Origin of the sequence: Gemmatimonas sp., from assembly GCF_041689975.1 — a bacterium.
Classification (GTDB): domain Bacteria; phylum Gemmatimonadota; class Gemmatimonadetes; order Gemmatimonadales; family Gemmatimonadaceae; genus Gemmatimonas.
Genome location: NZ_JBDNFF010000279.1, coordinates 1 through 5,269, shown reverse-complemented (window position 1 = coordinate 5,269; position 5,269 = coordinate 1). Strand labels below are relative to the sequence as shown.

3 protein-coding genes are annotated in these 5,269 nt (G+C 61.8%); all 3 read left to right on the top strand.

All coding sequences use genetic code 11. The features are described from left to right. On the top strand, window positions 1-2,311 hold a 2,311-nt coding region (locus ACESNG_RS17075; protein ID WP_373069953.1), incomplete at its 5' end, for a site-specific DNA-methyltransferase. A 2-nt stretch (window positions 2,312-2,313) separates the two neighbouring features. After that, a complete protein-coding gene (locus tag ACESNG_RS17070; RefSeq protein ID WP_373069951.1) occupies window positions 2,314-4,437 on the top strand; it encodes a UvrD-helicase domain-containing protein in 2,124 nt (707 codons plus the stop codon). Between the two features lie 248 nt (window positions 4,438-4,685). Then, a complete protein-coding gene (locus tag ACESNG_RS17065) occupies window positions 4,686-5,228 on the top strand; it encodes a hypothetical protein (protein WP_373069949.1) in 543 nt (180 codons plus the stop codon). The last annotated feature ends 41 nt before the right edge of the window (window positions 5,229-5,269 follow it).

The following is a 5,269-nucleotide window of genomic DNA, read 5'->3' as shown; positions in this document are numbered from 1 at the left end:
GATCAAGTTCAACAGCAACTTCCAGTGGTCCACCACCAGCCGCGACGTGAAGGACGGCAACGCCGGCCACATCACCCGCGAGCCGGAGCAGGTCAAAGCCTTCCGCGACACCTGGCGCGACGGCATCCACAGCTACCTCACATATTTGCGCGACCGCCTCACCGTCGCCCGCGATCTGCTCACCGATTCCGGTTCAATCTTCGTGCAGATCGGAGATGAAAATGTCCATCGCGTCCGCGCGGTGATGGATGAGGTTTTCGGGGAGGAAAATCTCTGCGGGCAAATTGCATTTCAAAAGACTGGGGGGTTTGCGCCAACTCTAATTTCATCCGTTTACGACTACGTGCTCTGGTATGGGAAAAAGAAGGAGTCTGTAAAATTTAGGAAGCCGCTACGCGAGAAGGAACAGTCACTGATTGATGCGGGTTATAAGTGGCTTGAAACGGAATCCGGGGACTGGATTCGGCTAAACACGAAGCAAATCAACGGCGAGGAGGACATTCCCTCTGGCAAACGATTCCAATCCAGCATTCTCGTTTCCGCCGGAGCATCAGATGTCGGTTCTCGCCCAATTGAGTTCCAAGGAAAGACGTTTCGACCTGCCCAAGGCAACCATTGGAAGACTTCAGCGACCGGTCTCGGAGTTTTACAGAAAGCAAACCGCCTTGTCGCAGTTCAGAACACGCTGGCATACGTCCGATACGCGGAAGATTTCTCCGTTACGGAGTTTACGAACGTCTGGTCCGATACGGTCAGAAGCACCTTCGCGTCGCCGAAACTCTATGTCGTGCAAACAGCGGAGAAGGTTGTTCAGCGTTGCCTCTTGATGGCGACCGACCCCGGCGACCTCGTGCTCGACCCGACCTGCGGATCGGGCACAACCGCCACCGTCGCCGAGCAATGGGGACGCCGCTGGATCACGATTGACACCTCGCGCGTGGCGCTGGCGCTGGCCCGTGCCCGCATTATGGGCGCGCGTTATCCGTTCTACCTGCTCGCCGATTCGAAGGAGGGACAGGCGAAGCAAGCGGAGGTCACGCAATCGGCGCCCGGCACGCAGCCTGTGTACGGGAACATCCGCCACGGCTTCGTCTATCAGCGCGTGCCGCATATCACCCTCAAATCGATCGCCAACAACGCTGAGATCGATGTCATCTGGGTGAAGTGGCAGGCCGAGCTGGAGCCGTTGCGCGAGAAGCTGAACGGCGCCTTGAAGGGGAGCTGGGAAGAGTGGGAGATACCGCGGGAGGCCGAAGACGACTGGAGCGCCAGCGCAACGAAACTCCACGAGGAGTGGTGGGCGGCGCGGATCGCGCGCCAGCAGGAGATCGACGCCTCGATCGCGGCGAAAGCTCAGTTCGAAAACCTCTACGACAAACCGTACGAGGACAAGAAGATTGTGCGCGTCGCAGGCCCATTCACGGTCGAAAGTATCTCGCCGCACCGCGTGCTCGGCGTCGACGAGAACGATCAGATGATCGATCCGCTTGACCAAGGGGAGGAAGCTGCCGACGGCCAGGGCTTCACCACGATGGTCCTCGAGAACCTCAAGACGGCCGGCGTTCAGCAGGCCCATAAAGAAGACAAGCTCAACTTCGTCTCTGTAGCTCCGTGGCCCGGCCAGATGATCGGCGGCGAGGGGCGCTACCGCGAGGGGGAGAAGGAGAACGCGCCCGAAAAGCGCGCCGCCATCTTCATCGGCCCGGAGTTCGGGACCGTTTCGCGCGCCGACCTCGTGCAGGCCGCGAAGGAAGCTGGCGACGCCGACTTCGACGTGCTCGTCTCCTGCGCATTCAACTACGAGGCCCACGCTTCCGAGTTCGACCAGCTAGGCAAGATTCCGGTGCTGAAGGCACGGATGAACGCCGACCTCCACATGGCCGAGGACCTGAAGAACACTGGCAAGGGCAACCTGTTCGTGATCTTCGGCGAACCGGACATCGAGGTACTGGACGCCGAAGGCGACGATGCTGGGGGAGGGCAGATCCAGATCCGCGTCAACGGCGTTGACGTCTTCGATCCAAGCAGCGGCGAGGTGCGCAGCGATGGCGCCGACGGGATCGCCTGCTGGTTCATTGACAGCGACTACAACGAGGAGAGTTTCTTTGTCCGGCAGGCCTACTTCCTCGGAGCCAACGACCCCTACAAGGCTCTAAAGACGACGCTGAAGGCTGAGATCGACGAGGAGGCTTGGGCGAGCCTCAACAGCGACGTCTCCCGGCCTTTCGACAAGCCGGAGTCTGGCCGCATCGCTGTGAAGGTAATTAACCACCTCGGCGATGAGGTGATGAAGGTCGTTCGGGTCGACTGACCATGCAGATCGGCGTCGCTGACTCTTTTACCGACGGCCTTGCTCGGCTGGGAGCAGAGGATGAACGGGCCGCCTCGCGTACCGCTTTTCAGCTGTTTGACGGCGATCTCGGGAGCAAAGGCCTCAACTACGAGCGCCTTAAGGCGCCGAAGGACAAGAACTTTCGTTCGGTCAGGGTCAACCGGGACGTACGAATCATCATCCATGAGCGAGATGGGCTGCGCACGCTCTGCTTTGTCGCGCACCACGACAAGGCTTACGAGTGGGCCTCCCGTCGGCGTATGGATATTCACCCCAAGACTGGTTCCCCGCAGATAGTCGAAGTCCGAGAGACGGTCCAGGAGATCCCCATTCCCGTCTACATCGAGGCGCCGCCGGAGGACGCCGACGGCAGCGAGGCGCCGGAGAAACCCAAGGCGCCGGCGGTCCCTGAGCCGCTGTTTACTGACATCACCGACGATGAACTGCTCAGCTTCGGCGTGCCGGAGGACTGGCTGCCCGACGTACGGGCCGCCTGCGATGAGCGTTCACTGGAAGTCCTCGCAAGCCATCTGCCGGCCGAAGCCTTCGAAGCGCTCTGGGAGCTAGCGACTGGCGGTACTCCAACGGTTCCTGTCCACGCCGAGCCCGGGTCCAACCCGTTCGAGCACCCTGACGCGCAGCGGCGTTTCCTGCTCGTCAACACCGTCGAGGAGCTCCAGCGCGCGCTCGACTTCCCGTGGGACAAGTGGACGGTCTTCCTCCATCCCGAGCAACGGGTGTTCGCTAAGAAAGAATTCAACGGTCCGGCGCGGGTCTCCGGCTCCGCCGGCACGGGCAAGACTGTGGTGGCGCTTCACCGGGCGGCAGGGCTGGCGCGGCGTGATCCGCAGGCGCGGGTGCTACTGACGACGTTCAACGAGCCGCTGGCGGCGGCGCTGCGGGTGAAGCTGCAACGGCTTCTGGACGGCGAGAACGAAGTCCTGGAGCGGATCGTTGTCGAGCCGCTGGACACGGTGGCTCTCGAGATAGTGGGCGGCGCCGGGGAGCTTCCCCAGCTCGCGAGCGTCGACGACATCCGTGAGCTGGTTGCTCTTGCCGCTTCAGAGGTTGAGGAGAATCGCTTCTCCGAAGCGTTCGTGGAGAGCGAATGGAGCGACGTGGTGGATCAGTGGCAGATCGGCGGCTGGGAGGAGTACCGATCGGTGCAACGGCTCGGGCGCAAGACCGGCCTCGGTGAGCCTCAGCGCAAGGAGCTGTGGGCGATCTTCGAGCAGGTCGCTGCGGGCCTGGACGAGCGCAGGCTGGTGACGATGCCGCAGCTCTACGGGACGGCGACTGGGGTCGTCGAGGATGGCAGCGGTGGCGGCTTTGACTTCGTCGTGGTGGACGAGGCCCAGGACATCAGCGTGCCACAGCTTCGGCTGCTGGCTGCGATGGCCGGCAGCCGCCCGGACGGACTCTTCTTTGCCGGCGACCTCGGCCAAAGGATCTTCCAGACACCGTTCTCATGGAAATCGCTCGGGGTGGACATCCGCGGGCGCTCGAAGACGCTGCGGGTGAACTACCGGACATCGCATGAGATTCGCCGTTGCGCGGACCGGCTGCTGCCGCCTCAGCTGAGCGATGTTGACGGGATTTCGGAAAGCCGCGGTGGAACGGTCTCCGTCTTCGCCGGCGCGCTGCCAAGCATCGAACTCGTTGATTCAGCGGCCGCCGAGGAGACGCTGACCGCGCAGTGGATCAAGGGGCTCATCGACGGTGGATTGGAGCCGGGGGAGATCGGGACCTTCGTTCGCTCGTCTGACGAGATTCCTCGCGCCCGAGCAGCGGTGGAGGCGGCGGGCGCGAAGGCGCTGCTCCTCGACGGGACCAACGACGCCGGCAGCGGCGCGGTCGCCGTTGGGATCATGGAGCTTGCCAAAGGGCTCGAATTCCGGGCCGTTGCTGTAATCGCCTGCGACGAAGGTGTCGTTCCGTCTCAATCGCGGATCGAGCAGATCGGTGATTACGCCGACCTCGAGGACGTCTGGGAGACCGAACGCCAGCTCCTCTACGTCGCCTGTACCCGAGCGCGGGATCACCTGCTCGTGACCGGCGTGACACCGGGGTCTGAGTTCATCGAAGATTTGGTAACCGAGAGGTAGGGGTGGGGATGGATAATCTGAGCATCTATTGCGTTGGTATCCCGGCTCGCTGCCTCCCAATGGGGTTTGAGGGGCGCTGGAGCAGCCATTGATCTGCAGACGAGCTTTGATTCCTTCCCGTCTTCGCCGGCCACCGATGGACTGGCGACAGGCTTCTTTGACACCGGCGTGTGGCTTGCGGTCGCGGTGCTACTGGCCATGGGGCTGATTCATCTGACCGTGATGGCGCTGCGTCTGAGGAGAAGCGCATGAGTAGCCTGCCCGCCGACGCTTGCTACCAAGATCAGTGCGGTTGGCTCAACGGCGCCGGGCTAGAAGTGCTGGCTGAGCACTGGCCGTGGGGCAGAGTGTGGCCTGGAGATCTATCAGCCTGCGAAGAGAAGGAGATTCTTGTGCAGAAAATCGCAAAATCCAAATTCACCAGTTATGGCGACTACCAGGCCGACCATCCAGCAAAGGACAGATTCGCAGAACTCTTCCGTGATAATCCGCACCTGCGCGATTGCTGGGTATGCGAGGTGCATCCACTTCAGGACGACGTGCTCCAGATACCCTTCGCGACCCACCATCTCAGCTACCGCAAGCTGGGCAGCGAAACGCCTCGCGATCTGATCAAGCTTTGTAAGAAACACCATTGCGAGGTACATCGGTTGGAAAAGATGTCGGAGGGCGTCCAATCTCTGTCTTGGTATGTGGCTTACCTGCGATGGCGCGTGAAGGAGGAGCGGGCCGGAACCCCCGTTCACCACTGGCCTCAGGACCCGCTGGACGAGCCCTCAACGCGGTACTGACCCGGCTGATTTCGACCGGCAAGACGAAAAGTGGAGATCAT